The organism is Streptomyces sp. NPDC057939 (genome assembly GCF_042887545.1).
Classification (GTDB): Bacteria; Actinomycetota; Actinomycetes; order Streptomycetales; family Streptomycetaceae; genus Streptomyces.
In genome coordinates, this window is record NZ_JBHVPG010000040.1 from 53,469 (window position 1) to 70,996 (window position 17,528).

Sequence of the window (17,528 nt, forward strand, 5' to 3'; positions counted from 1 at the left end):
ACGGTGCCTGTGACAAGCACCCCTTCCATGACCGACTCCAAGCGGAGGTTGAGCTTCAGCGGGGTGCCTTCCGGCACTCCGATGACACCGGCGAGACCGAAGTCCGCCGGGGTCGCGATCTCACGGGACAGCCGCTGCATGGCACCCGGACGCCGACCCAGTTCGTGCGTGTCGAACACGAGGGGGTCGCGGTGGTCAAGGCGGGTATTCAGGGCCGTTCCTGCTTTCACGGATCGTTGAAGATCAAGTACCTGCCGCACAAGCGAAGAACCGCTTACGGGCAGCATGGATCGCGGTGCATACGCGCGACCGAAGTGCCAGGATACCCGGCGACGCGCCCTGCGCCCAATCCGGGCTAGCGCCCCTGTTCGTACTGGCGCAGCTGATCCAGGTTGATCATGCCCGTGTCGAAGAAGCTGGTCTCGTCCAGCGCCGGCTGGGGCTGCTGGGGCTGCTGCTGGTACGCCGCGTAGGGATCGGGGTGCTGCCCGCCGCCGTACGGATCGACGTACGCGGCCTGCTGCTGCGTGCCGTACGCCTGCCCGGCGTAAGGGTCCTGGTAGCCGTAGGCGTCCTGCTGCGCGGCCACCGGCTGCGGGTAGTAGGCCTCGTACGCGGGCTGCGGCAGCGGCGGCGCCTGTGCGGGGATCGGGACGTGCGTCGGAGCGGGTTCGGCCAGGCCCGCCAGGAAGTCCGCGTCGCTCGACGGCCGTCCCGCCCGGTCCGCCGCCGCGTCCTGGGCGGCCATGTGGGCGCCGAGGTCGTCCGTTTGCGTCCGGCCCAGGAGCTTCTGGCGGCCCCGGCCGACGGCCTCCAGGGTCTTGGCGAGCACCGCCTCGAAGGTCGCCAGCTTCGTGTCGACGTACGCGTCCGCCTGCTCGCGCTGCGTCCGCGGGTCGAGGCTGCGCTCGGGGACGTCCGCGTCGTCGGGGTGGCCGTGGCCCTGCCCGTCCGGCACCCGGCCCAGGAGCTTCTCGCGGCCCCGGTCCACCGCGCCGATGGTCTTGCCGAGGACGACCTCGAAGTTCGCCAGCTTGCTGTCGACGTAGTGGTCGGCCTCGGCCCGGATCTCCTCGGCCTCCCGGCGGGCGTCCGCCAGGATCCGGTCCGCCTCGGCCTGCGAGCGGCGGGCCACCTCGGTGTCGGCGATCAGCGCGCCCCGTTGGGCGTGCGCGGACCCGATGATCCGCTCCGCCTCCCGTCGGGCCTCCTCGACCATCTGCTCCCGGCCCCCGAGGAGTTCCCGTGCCTGCGCGAGCGAGCCGGGCAGGTCCTGGCGCACCTCGTCGAGTTGGGCGAGGAGCTCCGCGCGGTTGAGCACGCAGGAGGCCGACATGGGCATGGACCGGGCGGCGCCGACGGCCGCGACGATCTCGTCCAGCTTCTTCTGTACGTCCATGGGGGCTCGCACTCTCTGCCCCGGGCCGGTGCCGGGACGGACGGGACGGCTGAGGAGACGACTGTAGGGCCACCGGGCCCGCGTGCGGCGCGGACCGGGGAACCCCGGTCCGACCGCCGCCGGGTCACTTGGAGCCGAGTCGCCCGATCAGCGCCGCGTGCACGTGCGCGGGAAGCAGGTGGGCGACGTCACCGCCCCAGGCCGCGACCTCCTTGACCAGGGAGGACGACAGGAAGCTGTAGGTCGGGTTGGTCGGCACGAACAGCGTTTCGACTCCCGAGAGGCCCATGTTCATCTGGGCCATCTGGAGCTCGTAGTCGAAGTCGCTGACGGCGCGCAGGCCCTTGACGATGGCCGGGATGTCCCGCTGCTTGCAGAAGTCGACGAGCAGTCCGTGGAAGGACTCGACCTCGATGTTCCCGTAGTCGGCGGTCGCCTCACGGATCAGTTCGATCCGTTCCTCGACGGTGAAGAGGCCCTGCTTGGACTGGTTGATCATCACGGCGACGTGGACCACGTCGTAGAGCCGGGAGGCCCGGCCAATGATGTCGAGGTGTCCGTTGGTGATGGGGTCGAACGACCCCGGACAGACGGCGCGGCGCAACTGAAGTCCCTCGCTCTCCCGTGCGGGCATCATGAATCTTCGCTGGTGAAGGCGGCGCGACCGTACCAAAGCGTGCCCTCGCCGTACTTGCGCGAGCGCAGCGCCTCGAACCCCTCGGGCCACGGGAACGCACCGCTCCTCGTGCTGCGCTCCACGGTGACGAGCGCATCGTCCGTGAGCCAGCCATTGGACCGGAGTGTGAGGAGGATCTCGGCAAGATCGCCGTGCTCGACGGCGTACGGGGGGTCCAGGAAGACGATGTCGTACGGGTCGCCCTGCGCGGTCGCGGCGACGATCTGCTCCGCCTTGCCCGGCCGGAACTCGGCGCCGGGCAGCCCCAGGGTCGTGATGTTCTGCCGGATGGCCTGGGAGGCCTTGGCGTCGGCCTCCACCAGCAGGGAGTGGGCCGCGCCCCGGGAGAGGGCCTCCAGGCCCACGGCGCCGGAGCCTCCGTAGAGGTCGAGGACCCGGGCGCCCTCCAGGCCGTGCAGCGACTCCCAGGTGGAGAAGAGCCCCTCGCGCATCCGGTCGGAGGTGGGGCGGGTGCCGGTGCCGGGCGGCACGGTCAGCCGCCGCCCGCCGGCGGTGCCGGCGATCACGCGGGTCATCTGGGGTTCCTTCGCTGGGGTGGGCGGGTGGGGCGGTTTCGGTCCTGAACCCCACGATAGGTCGTGCCGCCCGGAAGGCACCGCTCAGCCCTTCTCCAGGTACTGCTCGCGCTCGGTGTCCAGCAGGGCGTCGAGCGCGGTCCGCAGCCCCGGCAGTCCTTCCAGGTCCGGGTCGGCCGCGACGACGCGGGTGGCCTCCTCCCGGGCCTGGGCGATGACCTCCTCGTCCTCGATGACGGCGAGCATGCGCAGCGAGGAGCGCACGCCCGACTGGGCCTGGCCGAGGACGTCGCCCTCGCGGCGCTGTTCCAGGTCGATCCGGGACAGTTCGAACCCGTCGAGGGTGGCGGCGACCGCGCCGAGCCGGGCCCGGGCGGGACTGGCCTCGTGCATCTCGCTGACCAGCAGGCACAGGCCGGGGGCGGAGCCGCGACCGACGCGGCCGCGCAGCTGGTGGAGTTGGGAGACGCCGAACCGGTCCGCGTCCATGATCACCATGACGGTGGAGTTGGGGACGTTCACCCCGACCTCGATGACGGTGGTCGCGACCAGCACCTTGACCTCGCCGGCGGCGAAGCGGCGCATCACGTCGTCCTTGTCGGCGGGGTCCATCCGGCCGTGCAACACCTCGACGGACAGCCCGGACAGGGGTCCCTTGACGAGCTGTTCGGCGATCTCCAGGACGGCGAGCGGGGGGCGCTTGTCGCCGTCCTCCTCGGCCGCCTTCTTCTTCTTGGGCTCGTCCTCGCCGTCGCCGATCCGGGGGCAGACCACGTACGCCTGGTGGCCGTTCTCGACTTCCTCGCGGACCCGCTCCCAGGCGCGGGCGAGGAAGTGCGGCTTGTCCTTGGCGGGCACCACGTGCGTGGCGATCGGGGATCGTCCGGCGGGCAGCTGGTCCAGTACGGAGGTCTCCAGGTCGCCGAAGACGGTCATGGCCACGGTGCGCGGGATCGGGGTGGCCGTCATGACGAGCAGGTGCGGGGGCTGCTTGCCCTTCGAGCGCAGGGCGTCGCGCTGTTCGACGCCGAAGCGGTGCTGCTCGTCGACCACGACCAGGCCGAGGTCGTGGAAGCGGACCTTGTCCTCGATGAGGGCGTGGGTGCCGATGACGATGCCGGCCTCGCCGGTGACCAGGTCGAGCAGGGCCTGGCGGCGGGCGGGCATGCCCATCGACCCGGTGAGCAGCACCACCTTGGTGCCCCGGTCGGAGCCGCCGAGCATGCCGCCCTCGGCGAGTTCGCCCATCATCTCGGTGATGGACCGGTGGTGCTGTTGGGCGAGCACCTCGGTCGGCGCGAGCATCGCGGCCTGCCCGCCGGAGTCGACGACGGCGAGCATGGCCCGCAGGGCGACCATCGTCTTGCCGGAGCCGACCTCGCCCTGGAGGAGCCGGTGCATGGGGTGGCTGGTGGCGAGGTCGTCGAAGATCTCCTTCGAGACGTTCTGCTGGCCTTCGGTGAGGGTGAAGGGCAGTTTGGCGTCGAAGGAGTCGAGGAGGCCGCCGGGGGCGGCTCGGCGCGGGACGGCCGGGAGTTGGGAGTCGTCGTGCCGGCGGCGGGCCAGGGCCACCTGGAGGACGAAGGCCTCGTCCCACTTGAGGCGTTGGCGGGCGTCCTCGACGTCCGCCTTGGTGGTGGGTCGGTGGATCTTGAGGAGGGCCTCGGTGAGCGGGACCAGGCCGCGGCCCTCGCGCAGTGCGGGCGGGAGCGGGTCCACGACCTCGGTGACGCCGGGCAGTACGGCGTCGACGCACTTGGTGATCTTCCAGGACTCCATCTTGGCGCAGGCCGGGTAGATCGGGATGAGCCGGCCCGCGAAGGCGGTGGCGGCGTCCCGGTCGGAGGCGTCCGCGCCGAGGGGTTCGTACGCGGGGTGGGCCAGCTGGAGCTTGTTGTTGAACCTCGAGACCTTGCCCGCGAACATGGCGCGGCTGCCGGGCAGCAGGTCCTTGTGCGGTTTGTGGACGCCCGCGCCGAAGAAGACCAGTTGGAGGCGGCCGCTGCCGTCGGTGATGGTCACCTCCAGGCGCTTCCCGCCGCCGCGGCTGCCCTGGTAGGTCAGCAGGCGGGCGTCGGCGACCTGGGCGACGACGGTGACGTGCTCGTCGATCTGGTCGGCGAGTTCGGCGAGGGAGGTGAGCTCCCCGCGCTCGGCGTACCGCCGGGGGTAGTGGTGCAGGAGGTCCAGGGCCGTGTGCAGGCCGAGCTGCTCGGCCAGCACCTTGGCGGTGGCGGGGCCGAGGGTCTTCTTGAGGTCTTCGTCGAGCGCGGGCACGTGTTCCATTGCACACCATGGCGCCGACAAGCCCGTTATTCCACCCCGATGAGGAGGGGCGCCGACCAGCGTCCGCCCCGGTAGGTGACGGTGTCGACGGCCAGGTGTCCGTGCTGGACGTACGCCTCCAAGTGCGCGGCCAGGGTGTCGGGGACCTCGGGTCCCAGGACGAGGGTGACGAGTTCGCCGCCGGAGCCGAGCATCCGTTCCAGCACCGCCTCGGCCGTCTCGGGCAGGCCCGAGCCGATGACGGCGACGTCCCCGTCGATGAGTCCGAGCACGTCACCGGCCTGGCAGATGCCGGCGGAGGTGAAGGACCGGGCCTCGGCGACGGCGAGTTCCGCGTACCGGGTGGCGCCGGCGGCGGCCGTCATGGCGACGACGTCCTCGTCGAAGCTGGCGTCGGGGTCGTGGACGGCGAGCGCGGCCAGGCCCTGGACGGCGGACCGGGTGGGGATCACCGCCACCCGGACCCCGTCGGCGCGGGCCCTCTCGGCGGCGGCGCCGGCGGCGGCGCGCAGTTCGACGGAGCCGGCCAACAGGATGACCTCGCGGGCGTGCGCCCGGGAGACGGCGTCGACGAGTTCGGTGACGGCGGGCGGCTCGCCGGGGCGGGCCAGCACGGTGGTCGCGCCGGCCTCCCCGCACAGCGCGGCCAGCCCCTCGCCCGGGACCACGGCGACCACGGCCCGCTGGGCGCGCGGGGCCTTGGCGCGGCGGCGTTCGTCGCCGAAGTGCGTGATGCGGATCCGGTACGGCCGGCCGGCGACGACGCCGGCCTCCACGGCGGCGCCGGGATCGTCGACGTGCACGTGGACGTTCCACAGGCCGTCGCCGCCGACCACCACGAGGGAGTCGCCGAGTCCGTCGAGGCGCTCGCGCAGCTCGCCGACGGCCTCCTCGGATGCTTCCAGGAGGTAGATCACCTCGTAGCCGGGGCCGCCCTGTTCCTCGGCGCAGGGCTGCGGCGTCGACGGTACGGGGACGGCCCGGCCGCGCACCGGCTCCTCGGCGGGCGCCTCGCCGGACAGCGCCTGCCAGAGGGCTCCGAGTACGGCGACCAGCCCGCACCCGCCGGCGTCCACGACCCCGGCCCGGCTGAGCGCGGCGAGCTGCCCCGGGGTTTCGGCGAGGGCGGCGCGGGCTCCGTCGTACGCCGCCCGCGCGACGTCGGCGGCGGTGGCCGCGGCGGCCCCCACGGTCGCCCCGGCGCGCGCGGCCGCGCCCGCGACGGTGAGCATGGTGCCCTCGACGGGGTGCGCGACGGCCTGGTACGCCTCCTCCGCGGCCCGGGTCAGGGCCCGTGCCAGCAGCGGCCCGCAGGCGCGGTCGCGGTCGGGGGACGCGCCGTCGCCGGGCTCGGTGTCCTCGGCGCCCAGGACGTCGGCCACGCCGCGCAGCAGCTGGGCGAGGATCGTGCCGGAGTTGCCGCGGGCGCCTATGAGGGCGCCGTGCGCGTAGGCCCGTACGGCCTCGGACAGGGAGGCGGTGCCGGCTGTGCCTTCGGTCACGTCGGCACCGGCCTTCTCGAAGGCTTCGGTGAGCGCGCGGTCGGCCGCCTCGGCGGTCAGGTAGAGGTTGGTGCCGGTGTCCGCGTCGGCGACGGGGTAGACGTTGATCGCGTCGATGTCCTCGCGGGCCCGGCCCAGTGCGGCCAGGGCCAGCGAGCTCCAGGTGCGCACCGCTTCGGCGTCGAGGGTGTGCGGGCCGGGCTCGTTCGCCACCGGGCGTTCCTCCTTGTGCGGGCCAGGGTTCACCGCAGGGTAACGAAGGGTGGCCGCCGGCCGGGGACCCCGGGGCGTGGCCGGTGGCTCACATGGTAGTTTTCTTGGACCGAAGCAGTCGTTGTATGCTGCTCAGGTTGCCCGTCGAGAGTCGGGCCATTCGTCCGGCAAGCCACTTCAGATCTCTGATTCCGGTGCGCCGGATTTCACTGTAATTGCATCTGAAGTCTTTGGAGTGACCTGTGGCTGCCAACTGCGACGTTTGCGCCAAGGGGCCGAGCTTCGGCAACAGCATCTCCCACTCGCACCGCCGCACCTCGCGTCGCTGGAACCCGAACATCCAGCGCGTTCGTGCCGTGGTCAATGGGACGCCGAAGCGCCTCAACGCCTGCACCTCGTGCATCAAGGCCGGCAAGGTCTCGCGCTGACGGCCTCCGTCGTCGTCGCGCAGCCCTTTACGGTTGCCAGAAAGGCCGGTTCACCCAGGTGAACCGGCCTTTTGCCTTGCCCGGAACCGGCCCGGGACGGTTCCCGACCCCGGGGGGCCGGGAACCGGGAGGGCCGGGTCTCTTCCCAGGTCCGCCCAGGCCCGCCTAGCTCCGCCACTGCCAGGCGTGGTCGACGGGGCCGATGCCGCCGCCGAGGGCGAAGCCGGCGGCTATGGCGCCGGTGACGTAGGCCTTGGCCGCCGTGACGGCGTCGGGGACGGTCAGGCCCCCGGCCAGTCCGGCAGCGACGGCGGCGGCGAGCGTGCAGCCCGTGCCGTGCGTGTGCCGGTTGTCGTGGCGGGGCGCCCTGAGCCAGTGTTCCCCTGTTCCGTCGGTGAGCAGGTCGACGGCCTCGCCGCCGTGCGCCACGAGGTGGCCGCCCTTGATGAGCGCCCACCGCGCCCCGTACCCGAGGATCGCGTCGGCGGCCCGACGCATGCCGTCCTCGTCCTCGACGACGATGCCGGTGAGCTGGGCGACCTCGTCCAGGTTCGGCGTCGCGACCGTGGCGCGCGGCAGCAGTTCCTGGCGGACGGCGTCCAGCGCGGAGGCGGCGAGCAGGGCGTCCCCGTGCTTGGAGACGCCCACGGGGTCCACGACCGCAGGGGCGTCCGTACCGGCCAGCAGCTCCGCGACGGTCTCGACGAGTACGGCGGAGGCCAGCATCCCGGTCTTGACCGCCCCCACCCCGATGTCGTCGACGACGGCCCGGTACTGGGCCGTGACGGCCTCGGGCGGCAGCTCCCAGGCCCCGTGCACGCCGAGGGAGTTCTGGGCGGTCACGGCGGTGAGCACGCTCATGCCGTGCACGCCGAGCGCGAGCATCGCCTTGAGGTCGGCCTGGATGCCGGCGCCGCCGCCGGAGTCGGATCCGGCGACGGTCAGGCACAGCGGCGGGGCGACGCCGTTCATCGGAGGTTCTCCTCGGCGGCCGGGTCGGCACCGAAGTGGTCCCAGCCGCCGGTGCTGGTCCAGGGGGCGCCGTCCACGGTCACCTGGGGCAGTGCGGAGCGGTTCTGGACCTCGCCGATGACCTTCCAGCGGGCCGGCAGCTTCACGTCGGGCGGGAACGTGGCCACGATGGCGTGGTCCTCTCCCCCGGTGAGCACCCACTGGAGCGGGTCCACGCCGACGGCCTGGCCGATGTCGTGCATCTGGGTGGGGATGTCCACGGCCCCCGACCGCACGTCGATGCGCACCTTGCTGGCCTCGGCGATGTGCCCGAGGTCGGCGATCAGTCCGTCGCTGACGTCGGTCATGGCGGTGGCGCCGAGTCCGGCGGCCGCCGGTCCCGCGTGGTACGGCGGTTCGGGCCTGCGGTGGGCCTCGACGAAGGCCCGCGGGGAGCGGAAGCCGCGCGAGAGCACGGCGAACCCGGCCGCGGACCAGCCGAGCCAACCCGTCACGGCCACGACGTCGCCGGGCCGGGCGCCGGAGCGCAGCACGGGCTCGTGGTTGCGCAGGTCGCCGAGGGCCGTGATGGCGACGGTGATGGTGTCGCCGCGTACGACGTCGCCGCCGACCACGGCCGCGCCCGCGACCTGGCACTCGTCGCGGATGCCGTCCATCAGCTCGGTGGGCCAGGTGACGGGCAGTTCCGCCGGGACGACCAGGCCGAGCAGGAGCGCGGTCGGTACCGCGCCCATGGCGGCGATGTCTGCCAGGTTCTGCGCGGCGGCCTTGCGGCCGACGTCGTAGGCCGTGGACCAGTCGCGCCGGAAGTGCCGGCCCTCCAGCAGGATGTCCGTGCTCGCCACGACCCGGCGGTCGGGTGCCGACACCACCGCGGCGTCGTCGCCCGGTCCGAGCCGGACCGCCGGGGTGGTGGTGAGCCGTGAGGTGAGCTCCCGAATGAGCCCGAACTCCCCCAGCTCGCCCACAGTGCCCTTCATCGCTGTGCCCCTTCTTGGCAAGTCCGCTTGCGGTCGCGAGCCGTCACAGCTCTGGGTACCGTCAACAGATACGTCAACTTCAGCTCTCCGTACGCCCCGCCGTGCGTGGCGCCGGGTCCATCGGATCTCCCCACGGCACGTACAGGAAGGGTCTCCCCGCGGCACGCGGCGACGCGGTACCGTGGCGTCCCTTCGTCCCCGGGCCCGCCCGCTGTCCCCGGGCCCATCCGAAGGTTAGGGGAAATGATCCTCGTGGCCGTCCTGGAGGTTCCGTGGTACAGGCGTACATCCTCATCCAGACCGAGGTGGGCAAGGCGTCGTTCGTCGCCGAGTCCATCAGCCAGATCGCGGGGGTGATCCAGGCCGAGGACGTGACGGGCCCCTACGACGTGATCGTGCGCGCCCAGGCCGACACCGTCGACGATCTCGGCCGCATGGTGGTGGCCAAGGTCCAGCAGGTGGAGGGCATCACCCGCACCTTGACCTGCCCGGTGGTCCATCTGTAGCCCCCGTCTACTCTGGGCCGGTGATGTCACTGCACCGCCGGCCGCTCCGTCTGCTGGCCCTGCCCGCCGCCGCGGCGGCCCTGCTGGCCCTCGCGGGCTGTGCCCCGGGGGATTCCCGGGTCAGGGTGGATCCGCCGCCCGCTCCGCCCACCGACGTCGCGGGGCTCTGTGCGACGCTGCACGAGAAGCTCCCCGAAGAGGTGGCCGGGCTGGCGCGGACCACCACCGAACCGCGCTCGGATCTGACGGCCGCGTGGGGCGGCTCGGCGATCGTACTGCGGTGCGGTATCCCCAAGCCCCCCAAGATGGCCGATCCGAAACAGGAGGGCGTCGAGGTGAACGGCGTCGGCTGGCTGCTGGAGAAGACGGACGACGGCGGCTTCCGGTTCACCACCGGGTCGCGGCTGGCCTACACCGAGGTCCTGGTCGACAAGGAGCATGCCACGGATGCCGGGATGCTGGTCGGTCTGTCCGGCGCCGTTGCCGAGTCCGTGCCCGTCGGCATCTCGTCCTACTGAATCCGTCCCCACCGGATCCGTCCCCGCCGGGATCCGTCCCGCCGCCCGGCCGGATTCGTCCTCCCGCACACCGCCGCCCGCCGGCCGCGCTCGATGAGCGCGGCGGCGGGCGGTCGGCTGTCCGGGACCCGGGCCGCCTGCTAGCGCAGCCCGGTGGAGCGGCGCAGTGCCGCCTGGATGAGCAGGTCCACCAGCTCCTGGTACTCGATGCCGGACTCCTGCCACATGCGCGGGTACATGGAGATCGGCGTGAAGCCGGGCATCGTGTTGATCTCGTTGATGACGAACTCGCCGTCCTCGGTGAGGAAGAAGTCGGCGCGCACCAGGCCCTCGCAGGATGCGGCGTCGAACGCCTCGATCGCGAGCCGCTGCACCTCGGCGGTCTGCTCCGGGGTGAGCGGGGCGGGCACGATCCCGGAGGCGGAGTCGATGTACTTCGCCTCGAAGTCGTAGAAGTCGTGGCTGGAGACCGGCGGGATCTCGGCGGGCGCGCTCGCGCGCGGGCCGTCCTCGAACTCCAGGACCCCGCACTCGATCTCGCGGCCGCGCAGCAGCGCCTCCACGATGATCTTCGGGTCGTGCCGGCGGGCCTCGCGGACCGCGGCGTCGAGTCCGGCGGCGTCGTCGACCTTGGTGATGCCGATGGAGGAGCCCGCGCGGGCGGGCTTCACGAACAGCGGCCAACCGTGCTCGGCGGCGAAGTCCAGGACCTTCGCCCGGGCGGCGTCCTGGTCGGCCTCCCACTCACGGGGGCGGATGGTCAGGTACGGGCCGACCTTCAGTCCGAAGGACGTGAAGACCCGCTTCATGTAGTCCTTGTCCTGGCCGACGGCCGAGGCGAGGACGCCCGAGCCGACGTACGGGATCCCGGAGAGCTCCAGGAGGCCCTGCAGGGTGCCGTCCTCGCCGTACGGGCCGTGCAGGACGGGGAAGACGACGTCGACCTCGCCCAGGGCCTTGGGAACGGCGCCCGGCTCGGTGTAGACGACCTCGCGGCTGGCGGGGTCGACGGAGAGCACCACGGTGCCGTCGGCGGAGTCGGCGAGCGTCTCCACGCTCGGCAGCTCGCGGTCCGCGATGGCCATGCGCTCGGGCTCGTCGGCGGTCAACGCCCACCGGCCGTCCGTGGTGATGCCGATGGGCAGCACCTCGTACTTGGAACGGTCGATGGAACGCAGCACGGCGCCTGCCGTGACGACCGAGATGGCGTGTTCCGAGCTGCGGCCGCCGAACACGACGGCCACGCGGGGCTTGCGGCCCTGCTGCTCAGGGGTCTGGGGGAGGTTCTCGCTGCTCATATCGCCACGAGGGTACCCGCTCGAACGTCCGGAAAGGAGTCAGCGCCGTTCCGGTTTGGCGCTGCGTCCCATGAGTTCCTTCAGTGCGACCAGCGTGGGCTTGCCGTGGTGGACGATGTCGACCACGGTGTCCGTGATCGGCATGTCCACTCCGTACCGGTTGGCCAGATCCGCCACGGACTGGCAGGACTTGACCCCCTCGGCGGTCTGCTTGGTGACCGCGATGGTCTCCTCCAGGGTCATCCCGCGGCCCAGGTTGGTGCCGAAGGTGTGGTTCCGGGAGAGCGGCGAGGAGCAGGTCGCGACGAGGTCGCCGAGGCCGGCGAGACCGGAGAAGGTCAGCGGGTCGGCGCCCATGGCCAGGCCCAGCCGGGTGGCTTCGGCGAGTCCGCGGGTGATGAGCGAGCCCTTGGTGTTGTCGCCCAGGCCCATGCCGTCCGCGATGCCGACGGCGAGGCCGATGACGTTCTTGACGGCGCCGCCGAGCTCGCAGCCGATGACGTCGGTGCTCGTGTACGGGCGGAAGTACGGGGTGTGGCAAGCGGCCTGGAGGCGCTGGGCCACGGCCTCGTCCACACAGGCGACGACCGAGGCGGCGGGCTGCCGGGCGACGATCTCGCGGGCCAGGTTGGGGCCGGTGACGACGGCGACCCGCTCGGAGGGGACCTTGGCCACCTCTTCGATGACCTCGCTCATCCGCTTGGCGGTGCCGAGTTCGATGCCCTTCATCAGGGAGACGAGGACGGCGTCGGCGGGCAGCAGCGGTGCCCACGCCGCGAGGTTGCCGCGCAGGGTCTGCGAGGGGATCGCCAGGACCGCGAAGTCGGCGCCGCTCGCGGCCTCGGCCGCGTCGGTGGTGGCCCGCATGTTCGCGGGCAGTTCCACGTCGGGGAAGTAGTCGGGGTTGGTCCGACCGTTGTTGATGGCGTCGGCGAGTTCCTGCCGACGGCCCCACAGGGTCACCTCGCAGCCGGCGTCGGCGAGCACCATGCCGAAGGCCGTTCCCCACGAGCCGGTTCCGAAGACGGCCACCTTCACGGGACGTGTCACTTGTTGCCCTCCCCCGCGGCGTTGCGCCGCTGCTGCGCCCTGGCCTTGCGGTGGTCGTAGGGCTGCGCGGGGGCGTTCTCGCCGCGCAGCTCCTCCAGGAGCTTGGTGATGTCGGCCATGATGGCCTCGGTGGCGCCCTTGAGGACGTCCGGCGTGGGTTCCCGGTCCAGGAAGGCCGAGAGGTCCACGGGCGGTCCGGCGAGGACCTGGAGGGTCTTGCGGGGGAACAGGCTGAGCTTGTTCTCCTTGGCATAGGGCGGCATCGCGAGGTTCGCGCCCCATTGGGCCACCGGAATGACGGGCGCCTTGGTGATCAGCGCCACCCTGGCGGCGCCGGTCTTGCCGGCCATCGGCCACATCTCGGGATCCCGGGTCAGGGTGCCTTCCGGGTAAAAGGCGACGCATTCACCGCGTTCGATGGCGTCCACGGCGGCCCGGAATGCGTCCAGGGCGTTCGTGGTCTCCCGGTAGACGGGGATCTGGCCCGATCCGCGGAGGATCATGCCGACGAAAGGCACCTTGAAGAGTCCGGCCTTCGCGAGCAATCGGGGCACCCGGCCGGTGTTGTACTGGAAGTGCGCGTAGGACAGCGGGTCCAGATACGAGTTGTGATTGACGGCGGTGATAAATCCTCCGTCGGCCGGAATGTGCTCCATTCCCCGCCAGTCCCGCTTGAAGAGCACTACCAGCGGCGGTTTCGCGATGACCGCTGCCAGGCGGTACCAGAAGCCGATTCTGCGGCGGGACACTCGGACACCTTCCTCTAGGACCGGTGCGCGGCTTGGGCACCTCATCGGCCGGACAAGTCTCGCCCCAGGTCCGGTCTCTGTCGAGGACACCGTACGCCCCGCCCGCACCACCGGGCCCCCCAGTGGCCGGTCCGGGGCGACAATGGGCCGACTGATGACCAGGCCATGACCTATTGATGGCCCTGGCGGGTGCGGAAGTGCACCGGAGGGAAGGGGTCCGCCACGAACGCCGTGTGGAGTCTGGTGGTTCCGCTCAAACCCTTGGCGCTGGCCAAGAGCCGGCTCGCGGCGGCCGTCGGCGCGTCCCGTCCGGGGCTGGCGCTGGCGTTCGCGCAGGACACCGTCGCGGGGGCCCTGGCCTGCGCTGCGGTGGCGGATGTGGTGGTCGTCACGGACGACTCCCTGGCAGGTGCGGAACTGGCCAGGTTGGGGGCGAGGATCCTCCCCGACTCTCCGCGCGCCGGGCTCAACGCGGCCCTCGCGCACGGTGCGGGGGCGGTCCGCAGGGGACGGCCCGGGGCCCGGGTGGCCGTGTTGAACGCCGATCTGCCCGCTTTGCGGCCACCGGAATTGCTACGCGTGCTCGATAACGCATCGACATTTCCCCGGGCATTCCTGGCCGATGCGGCGGGAATCGGGACGACTCTGCTTTCCGCTGCTCCGGACGTGGAATTGGCACCCTCGTTCGGGGGGCCGTCCCGGGCCCGGCATTCGGCGTCGGGAGCGGTGGAAATAGCCCTGCTGGGCGTCGAGAGCGTGCGCCGGGACGTGGACACCGCCGCCGATCTGCGCACGGCCCTCACCCTCGGTGTGGGCCGTCACACGGCCCGATACAGTGCGCGTATGCAGGCGACCGCGTACACGTACGACTCCCAGACCCGCAGCGGCAGCGTGCTGCTGGACGACGGCACCCCGGTGCCCTTCGGGGCCCCGGCCTTCGACGCGGGCGGTCTGCGGCTGCTGCGCCCCGGGCAGCGGGTGCGGATCGAGACGGACGGCGAGGGCGCCGCCCTGCACATCACGCTGATCACCCTGCAGACCTTCTGACGCCACCGCCACCGCTGCCGCCCCACCCCGTCCGACCTGCGGGGAAAGCACCGCGGGCCGGCTTCCCCAGATGAGGGAAACCGGCCCGGCGTGTGTGACTCGTGCCCTACTTCTTGCGAGCGGTGGTCTTCTTCGCGGTGGTCTTGCGGGCGGTCGCCTTCTTGGTGGCGGGCGCCGTGGTCTTCGCGGTGGCCTTCTTGGCCGCGGGGGCGGTCTTCTTGGCGGTGGTCTTCTTCGCCGCCGCCGTCGTGGACTTCACGGCCGCCTTCTTCGCGGTCGCCGTGGCCTTCTTCGCCGTGGGCGTGGCCTTCTTCGCCGTGGCGGTTGCCTTCTTGGCGGTGGCGGTCGTCTTCTTGGCCGCCGTGGCCGTGGTCTTCTTCGCGACCGCGGTCTTCGCCGCGGCCTTCTTCGCGGTGGTGGCCTTCTTGGCCACGGCCTTCTTGACGGTCGCCGAGGCTCCGCCGCTCAGGCTGCCCTTGGGCGCCTTCTTCACGGACACCTCGCCGCCCTTGGGCAGCTTCTTGGTGCCGCTGACCAGGTCCTTGAAGCCCTGGCCCGCGCGGAAGCGGGGAACAGAGGTCTTCTTGACCCGGACGCGCTCACCCGTCTGCGGGTTACGGGCGTAGCGGGCGGGCCGGTCGACCTTCTCGAACGAGCCGAAGCCCGTGACCGAGACCCGGTCGCCCGCGACGACTGCGCGGACGATCGCGTCGAGTACCGCGTCGACAGCGTCGGCGGCCTGCTGGCGGCCTCCAACCTTGTCGGCAATCGCTTCTACGAGCTGCGCCTTGTTCACGTCTTCCCCTTCGGAGACTTCGCCAGAACGAATGTGTTCAAGCTTATTTCGCACGTTAGGCGGATATATACCGCAAATCAAACACGAAACGGGCTAATCACCCTAGTGCCGCAACGATGCAGACCGTTACGGAGTTCCTTCGCATCAGTCGCCTTCAGGGAATCGACCCTCGTCGAGGTCCTTCATCAACCTGTCCAGGCGCCTTGCCGCGTCGGCGAGATCGTGCTTCGCCGCGGCAGTGGCGACCAACAGCTTCCGGGACAGCGCCATCCTTACGCCCTCCGGGACTTGCAGTGTGCGCACCCTTGTGTGTGCTTCTTTCAGTCGGTCGGCGACGAGTTCCCAGAGCTCCAGTTGACTGTCGCGTTCCATGCACAGATTGTGCCATCTGGGGCGAGTTGTCGCCTCACGGGGCCTCAACATACAGCTGTGCCCCCCGCCGGAAGGCGAGGGGCACAGTGTTGTCGATGTGATCACCCGAGGGTGAATAAGCGCTGATCAGGCTGGAATCACGCCCGAATCGTGCGCGGCTTGAACGCCGGACGGGTGCTTTCGTAGGTGGCGATGTCCCCTTCGTTCTGAAGGGTGAGCGAGATGTCGTCCAGCCCCTCCAGGAGACGCCAGCGGGCGTTGTCGTCGAGTTCGAACTCCGCCTCGACGCCGGTCGCTCGGACCTTGCGGTCCACCAGGTCGACGGTCACCTCGGCCGTGGGGTCGGCCTCGGTCAGCTCCCACAGCCGATCGACGGTCTCCTGCGGCAGAACGACGGTCAGCAGACCGTTCTTCAGCGAGTTGCCGCGGAAGATGTCGGCGAAGCGGGAGGAGATGACCGTCTTGAAGCCGAAGTTCTGCAGTGCCCAGACGGCGTGCTCGCGCGAGGAGCCCGTACCGAAGTCGGGGCCCGCGATCAGCACGGTCGCGCCGGCGCGCTCCGGACGGTTGGTGACGAACTCCGGGTCCTTGCGCCAGGCCTCGAAGAGCCCGTCCTCGAAGCCGTCGCGGGTGATCTTCTTCAGCCAGTGGGCCGGGATGATCTGGTCGGTGTCGACGTTGCTGCGCCGCAGCGGGACGGCCCGGCCGGTGTGGGTGGTGAAGGCTTCCATGGTTCAGACTCCCGAGGGGGCGGGGTTGGCCGAGTTGGCGGACAGGTCGGCGGGTGAAGCCAGGTGGCCCAGTACCGCGGTGGCGGCGGCCACCTGCGGGGAGACCAGGTGGGTGCGTCCGCCCTTGCCCTGCCGGCCCTCGAAGTTGCGGTTGGAGGTGGACGCGGAGCGCTCACCGGGGGCCAACTGGTCGGGGTTCATGCCCAGACACATCGAGCAGCCCGCGTGCCGCCATTCGGCGCCGGCCTCCTTGAAGACCTTGTCCAGCCCCTCCTCCACGGCCTGGAGCGCGACGCGCACCGAGCCCGGGACGACCAGCATCCGTACGCCGTCGGCGACTTTGCGGCCCTCGACGATCCCGGCGACGGCACGCAGGTCCTCGATGCGGCCGTTGGTGCAGGAACCTACGAAGACGGTGTCGACCTTGATGTCCCGCAGCGGCTGGCCGGCGGTCAATCCCATGTATTCCAGGGCCTTTTCGGCGGCGTGCCGCTCCGAAGCGTCCTCGTACGAAGCCGGGTCGGGGACGTTCGCCGACAGGGGCGCGCCCTGACCCGGGTTGGTGCCCCAGGTGACGAACGGGGCCAGCGTCGTGCCGTCGATGACGACCTCGGCGTCGAAGACCGCGTCGTCGTCGGTGCGCAGCGTCCGCCAGTACTCGACGGCCGCGTCCCAGTCCGCGCCCTCGGGGGCGTGGTCGCGGCCCTGGAGGTAGTCGAACGTGGTCCGGTCGGGGGCGATCATGCCCGCGCGGGCGCCGGCCTCGATCGACATGTTGCAGATGGTCATGCGGGCTTCCATCGACAGGTTCTCGATGGCCTCGCCGCGGTACTCCAGGATGTAGCCCTGGCCGCCGCCCGTGCCGATCCTGGCGATGATCGCCAGGATCAGGTCCTTGGCGGTGACGCCGTCGGCCAGCGCGCCGGTGACGGTGATCGCCATCGTCTTCGGACGGGCCAGCGGCAGCGTCTGGGTGGCCAGCACGTGCTCGACCTGGCTGGTGCCGATGCCGAAGGCCAGCGCGCCGAACGCGCCGTGCGTGGAGGTGTGCGAGTCGCCGCAGACGACGGTGGTGCCCGGCTGGGTCAGTCCGAGCTGGGGGCCCACGACGTGGACGACGCCCTGCTCGACGTCGCCCAGGGAGTGCAGGCGCACGCCGAACTCGGCGCAGTTCTTGCGCAGCGTCTCCAGCTGGGCGCGGGAGACCGGGTCCGCGATCGGCTTGTCGATGTCGATGGTGGGGGTGTTGTGGTCCTCGGTCGCGATGGTGAGGTCGAGGCGTCGTACCTTGCGGCCGGCCTGGCGCAGACCCTCGAAGGCCTGCGGGCTGGTCACCTCGTGCAGCAGGTGCAGATCGATGAAGAGAAGGTCGGGCTCGCCCTCGGCGCGCCGGACGACGTGATCGTCCCAGACCTTCTCCGCGAGTGTCCTACCCATCGCTTTCCCTCCGGCCGGCCGGTTGTGCCGGC

17 protein-coding genes and 2 pseudogenes are annotated in these 17,528 nt (G+C 71.3%); 4 read left to right on the forward strand and 15 right to left on the reverse strand.

Going from position 1 to position 17,528, the window contains the following annotated elements; translation table 11 throughout:
- The 6 genes and pseudogenes from ACFVS6_RS31720 to ACFVS6_RS31745 all read right to left on the reverse strand — a co-directional run.
- Positions 1-212, reverse strand: a pseudogene (locus tag ACFVS6_RS31720) (DUF177 domain-containing protein); the annotation flags it as partial.
- 143 nt (positions 213-355) lie between these two features.
- The gene (locus ACFVS6_RS31725) at positions 356-1,399 is read right to left on the reverse strand and encodes an ATP synthase F0 subunit B (RefSeq protein ID WP_389709276.1); all 1,044 of its coding nucleotides are present in this window, start codon (positions 1,397-1,399) and stop codon (positions 356-358) included.
- Between the two features lie 124 nt (positions 1,400-1,523).
- A complete protein-coding gene (gene coaD / locus ACFVS6_RS31730) occupies positions 1,524-2,003 on the reverse strand; it encodes a pantetheine-phosphate adenylyltransferase (RefSeq protein WP_389709317.1) in 480 nt (159 codons plus the stop codon).
- Positions 2,004-2,032: 29 nt separating this feature from the next.
- The gene (gene rsmD, locus ACFVS6_RS31735) at positions 2,033-2,611 is read right to left on the reverse strand and encodes a 16S rRNA (guanine(966)-N(2))-methyltransferase RsmD (protein ID WP_389709278.1); all 579 of its coding nucleotides are present in this window, start codon (positions 2,609-2,611) and stop codon (positions 2,033-2,035) included.
- 84 nt (positions 2,612-2,695) lie between these two features.
- The gene (recG, locus tag ACFVS6_RS31740) at positions 2,696-4,897 is read right to left on the reverse strand and encodes an ATP-dependent DNA helicase RecG (RefSeq protein ID WP_389709280.1); all 2,202 of its coding nucleotides are present in this window, start codon (positions 4,895-4,897) and stop codon (positions 2,696-2,698) included.
- A gap of 26 nt (positions 4,898-4,923) precedes the next feature.
- Positions 4,924-6,612 (reverse strand): DAK2 domain-containing protein, encoded by a 1,689-nt coding sequence (locus tag ACFVS6_RS31745; protein WP_389709282.1) that lies wholly within the window; start codon positions 6,610-6,612, stop codon positions 4,924-4,926.
- A gap of 242 nt (positions 6,613-6,854) precedes the next feature.
- Here ACFVS6_RS31745 and rpmB point away from each other — a divergent pair, with 242 nt between their 5' ends.
- Positions 6,855-7,040, forward strand: coding sequence for a 50S ribosomal protein L28 (gene rpmB, locus ACFVS6_RS31750; RefSeq protein WP_073911113.1), 186 nt, complete (start codon positions 6,855-6,857; stop codon positions 7,038-7,040).
- Positions 7,041-7,205: 165 nt separating this feature from the next.
- Here the strand turns inward: rpmB and thiD are convergent, their stop codons facing one another.
- Positions 7,206-8,012 (reverse strand): bifunctional hydroxymethylpyrimidine kinase/phosphomethylpyrimidine kinase, encoded by an 807-nt coding sequence (gene thiD, locus ACFVS6_RS31755; protein ID WP_389709284.1) that lies wholly within the window; start codon positions 8,010-8,012, stop codon positions 7,206-7,208.
- Positions 8,009-8,992, reverse strand: a complete 984-nt coding sequence (locus ACFVS6_RS31760; RefSeq protein ID WP_281206339.1) for a thiamine-phosphate kinase — start codon at positions 8,990-8,992, stop codon at positions 8,009-8,011. The genes thiD and ACFVS6_RS31760 overlap by 4 nt, the downstream gene beginning before the upstream one ends.
- A gap of 272 nt (positions 8,993-9,264) precedes the next feature.
- On the opposite strand from ACFVS6_RS31760, the gene ACFVS6_RS31765 reads away from it, so the two are divergent.
- Both ACFVS6_RS31765 and ACFVS6_RS31770 read left to right on the forward strand, forming a co-directional pair.
- Positions 9,265-9,498: an Lrp/AsnC ligand binding domain-containing protein gene (locus ACFVS6_RS31765; protein WP_281206340.1), complete on the forward strand. Its 234-nt coding sequence runs from the start codon at positions 9,265-9,267 to the stop codon at positions 9,496-9,498.
- Positions 9,499-9,521: 23 nt separating this feature from the next.
- Positions 9,522-10,016 carry a DUF3515 domain-containing protein gene (locus ACFVS6_RS31770; protein WP_389709319.1) on the forward strand — a complete coding sequence of 165 codons (495 nt, stop codon included), beginning with the start codon at positions 9,522-9,524 and terminating at the stop codon, positions 10,014-10,016.
- 140 nt (positions 10,017-10,156) lie between these two features.
- On the opposite strand, the gene ACFVS6_RS31775 is transcribed toward ACFVS6_RS31770, so the two are convergent.
- The 3 genes from ACFVS6_RS31775 to ACFVS6_RS31785 are packed head-to-tail and all read right to left on the reverse strand — an operon-like array spanning position 10,157 to position 13,113.
- Positions 10,157-11,314, reverse strand: a complete 1,158-nt coding sequence (locus tag ACFVS6_RS31775; protein WP_389709286.1) for a D-alanine--D-alanine ligase family protein — start codon at positions 11,312-11,314, stop codon at positions 10,157-10,159.
- A 39-nt stretch (positions 11,315-11,353) separates the two neighbouring features.
- Positions 11,354-12,364, reverse strand: coding sequence for an NAD(P)H-dependent glycerol-3-phosphate dehydrogenase (locus tag ACFVS6_RS31780; protein ID WP_389709288.1), 1,011 nt, complete (start codon positions 12,362-12,364; stop codon positions 11,354-11,356).
- Positions 12,361-13,113 carry a lysophospholipid acyltransferase family protein gene (locus ACFVS6_RS31785; RefSeq protein ID WP_389709290.1) on the reverse strand — a complete coding sequence of 251 codons (753 nt, stop codon included), beginning with the start codon at positions 13,111-13,113 and terminating at the stop codon, positions 12,361-12,363. Before ACFVS6_RS31785 ends, ACFVS6_RS31780 begins: the two co-directional genes overlap by 4 nt.
- Before the next feature lie 189 nt (positions 13,114-13,302).
- On the opposite strand from ACFVS6_RS31785, the pseudogene cofC reads away from it, so the two are divergent.
- A pseudogene (cofC, locus tag ACFVS6_RS31790) lies at positions 13,303-13,953 on the forward strand (2-phospho-L-lactate guanylyltransferase); the annotation flags it as partial.
- 313 nt (positions 13,954-14,266) lie between these two features.
- On the opposite strand, the gene ACFVS6_RS31795 reads toward cofC, so the two are convergent.
- From ACFVS6_RS31795 to leuC, 4 genes are all read right to left on the reverse strand, one after another.
- A complete protein-coding gene (locus ACFVS6_RS31795) occupies positions 14,267-14,956 on the reverse strand; it encodes an HU family DNA-binding protein (RefSeq protein ID WP_389709292.1) in 690 nt (229 codons plus the stop codon).
- A 144-nt stretch (positions 14,957-15,100) separates the two neighbouring features.
- Complete coding sequence (locus ACFVS6_RS31800) at positions 15,101-15,328, reverse strand: hypothetical protein (protein WP_362875861.1); 228 nt, start codon at positions 15,326-15,328, stop codon at positions 15,101-15,103.
- Positions 15,329-15,465: 137 nt separating this feature from the next.
- Positions 15,466-16,059 (reverse strand): 3-isopropylmalate dehydratase small subunit, encoded by a 594-nt coding sequence (leuD, locus tag ACFVS6_RS31805; protein WP_389709294.1) that lies wholly within the window; start codon positions 16,057-16,059, stop codon positions 15,466-15,468.
- A 3-nt stretch (positions 16,060-16,062) separates the two neighbouring features.
- Complete coding sequence (leuC, locus tag ACFVS6_RS31810; RefSeq protein WP_389709296.1) at positions 16,063-17,496, reverse strand: 3-isopropylmalate dehydratase large subunit; 1,434 nt, start codon at positions 17,494-17,496, stop codon at positions 16,063-16,065.
- Positions 17,497-17,528 lie beyond the last annotated feature (32 nt).

Coding starts and splice junctions, on each gene's coding strand:
- ACFVS6_RS31725 (WP_389709276.1), bottom strand. CDS start 1,399: ATGGACGTACAGAAGAAGCTGGACGAGATCGTCGCGGCCGTCGGCGCC.
- rsmD (WP_389709278.1), bottom strand. CDS start 2,611: ATGACCCGCGTGATCGCCGGCACCGCCGGCGGGCGGCGGCTGACCGTG.
- recG (WP_389709280.1), bottom strand. CDS start 4,897: ATGGAACACGTGCCCGCGCTCGACGAAGACCTCAAGAAGACCCTCGGC.
- thiD (WP_389709284.1), bottom strand. CDS start 8,012: ATGAACGGCGTCGCCCCGCCGCTGTGCCTGACCGTCGCCGGATCCGAC.
- ACFVS6_RS31760 (WP_281206339.1), bottom strand. CDS start 8,992: ATGAAGGGCACTGTGGGCGAGCTGGGGGAGTTCGGGCTCATTCGGGAG.
- ACFVS6_RS31770 (WP_389709319.1), top strand. CDS start 9,522: ATGTCACTGCACCGCCGGCCGCTCCGTCTGCTGGCCCTGCCCGCCGCC.
- ACFVS6_RS31775 (WP_389709286.1), bottom strand. CDS start 11,314: ATGAGCAGCGAGAACCTCCCCCAGACCCCTGAGCAGCAGGGCCGCAAG.
- ACFVS6_RS31800 (WP_362875861.1), bottom strand. CDS start 15,328: ATGGAACGCGACAGTCAACTGGAGCTCTGGGAACTCGTCGCCGACCGA.
- leuD (WP_389709294.1), bottom strand. CDS start 16,059: ATGGAAGCCTTCACCACCCACACCGGCCGGGCCGTCCCGCTGCGGCGC.
- leuC (WP_389709296.1), bottom strand. CDS start 17,496: ATGGGTAGGACACTCGCGGAGAAGGTCTGGGACGATCACGTCGTCCGG.